The organism is Streptomyces graminilatus, from assembly GCF_001418565.1.
Classification (GTDB): Bacteria; Actinomycetota; Actinomycetes; order Streptomycetales; family Streptomycetaceae; genus Streptomyces; species Streptomyces graminilatus.
The window spans coordinates 1-1,880 of the sequence record NZ_LIQQ01000766.1 but is presented as its reverse complement, the minus strand read 5'-3'; the positions used below and the strand labels follow the sequence as shown (position 1 = coordinate 1,880).

Here is a 1,880-nt window from a genome sequence, read left to right as displayed (position 1 = left end):
GCCGGCACCGAAGCCGCCGACGACCACGGGCTTCAGGTCGTGGTCGTCGGCGGCTTCGGTGCCGGCAAGACGACGCTCGTCCGTTCGGTCAGCGAGATACGTCCGCTCAGTACCGAGGAGACGATGACGCGGGCCGGCGAGGCGGTCGACGACATCAGCGCGGTGCGCGACAAGAACGTCACGACCGTCGCCTTCGACTTCGGCCGCATCACGCTCGACGCCCACAACGTGCTGTACCTGTTCGGCGCGCCGGGCCAGGAACGCTTCTGGTTCCTCTGGGACCGGCTGTTCGCCGGCGCGCTCGGCGCGGTCGTCCTCGTCGACACCCGCCGCCTCGACGACTCCTGGTACGCCATCGACCGCCTGGAACGGCACGGCACCCCGTTCGTCGTCGCCCGGAACGACTTCGGCGGCCCCGACTTCGCCCCGCAGTCCGTCCGCGACGCGCTCGACCTCGACCCCGACGTACCCCTCATCAACTGCGACGCGCGCACCCGGAGTTCGAGCAAGCGGGTGCTGATCGCGTTAGTGGAACACGCGAAGAACCGACACCGGAACACCAGCCGTCCTGGCCAAGTACCGGTAATCAACAAGGAGTTGCCACGGTGACCGCCGCCGCCCCTGTCCCCCTCAACGGCTACCGGCTGCGGACCGAACCCGACCGGCTGTACCGGGAGATGCGGCACGACCACGGCCCGGTGGCCCCGGTGCTGCTCGACTGTGACGTACCCGCCTGGCTGGTGCTCGGCTACCGCGAGCTGCATCAAGTCACCGAGGATTCCGTGCTGTTCAGCCGGGACTCGGAGCTGTGGAACCAGTGGGAGAGGATCCCCGCCGACTGGCCGCACCTGCCGATGATCGGCCGCGGTCAGCCCTCGATCCTCTACACCGTCGGCGAACGCCACCGTGAGCGCGCCGCGATGATCGGCAACGCCCTGGAGGAGACCGATCCGGTCGAACTGCGCTCGTACACCGAGGAGTTCGCGGACGAGCTGATCGACGCGATCTGCACCCGGGGCGAGGCGGACCTCGTCCAGGAGTACGCGACGCGGCTGCCGGTGCGGGTCATGGCCCGCCTCTTCGGGTTCGCCGACGAGGACGGTCCCGGCCTGGTCTCCGCCGCGCTCGCGATGACCGGCGGCCTGGAGAACGGTATGGCGGGCCAGCGGCACCTGATCGCGTCGATGGGCCATCTGCTGGCCGCCCGCCGGCTGCGGCCCTCGGACGACGTGGTCTCCCGGATGCTCGCCAACCCGTACGGCTTCACGGACGAGGAGGTCACCCACGACCTCATGATCATGATCGCGGCGGGGAACGAACCGACCGCCGACTGGATGGGCAACTCGCTGCACCTGATGCTCACGGACGAGCGGTTCGCGGCCTCCCTCTTCGGCGGCCGGAGCAGTGTCGCCGAGGCGATGAACGAGGTCCTGTGGGAGGAGGCGCCCGTGCAGACCATGCCGGGCCGCTGGGCGTCCCGCGACACCCGCCTCGGCGGCCGGCACATCCGTACGGGTGATCTGCTCCTCCTCGGTCTCCAGGGCGCCAACTCCGACCCCCAGGTCCGTACCGACGGCTCCGCCCTGACCGGCGGCAACAACGCCCACTTCTCCTTCGGCCACGGCGAACACAGGTGCCCTTTCCCGGCCCGGGAGGTCGCGGAGGTCATCGCGAGGACGGGCATCGAGGTCGTCCTGGACCGCCTCCCGGACATCGACCTGGCGGTCCCCGCCGAGACCCTGACCCGCCGCTCGTCCCCCTGGCTGCGCGGCTGGACGGAACTCCCGGTGCGTTTCACGCCGACCTTGAGGGGCTGATTCTCGGCCCGACCATGACCGCCACCGGGCACCACTCAGCCCCGCCCGGCACCATCCAGCCCG

At 70.3% G+C, this 1,880-nt stretch carries 2 protein-coding genes; both read left to right on the top strand.

All coding sequences use genetic code 11. The features are described 5' to 3' along the window. A partial coding sequence (locus tag AOK08_RS41290) for a GTP-binding protein (RefSeq protein WP_055535641.1) occupies window positions 1-609 on the top strand: 609 nt, incomplete at its 5' end. Beyond that, window positions 606-1,817, top strand: a complete 1,212-nt coding sequence (locus AOK08_RS41285) for a cytochrome P450 (RefSeq protein ID WP_055535639.1) — start codon at window positions 606-608, stop codon at window positions 1,815-1,817. The genes AOK08_RS41290 and AOK08_RS41285, both read left to right, overlap by 4 nt. Window positions 1,818-1,880 lie beyond the last annotated feature (63 nt).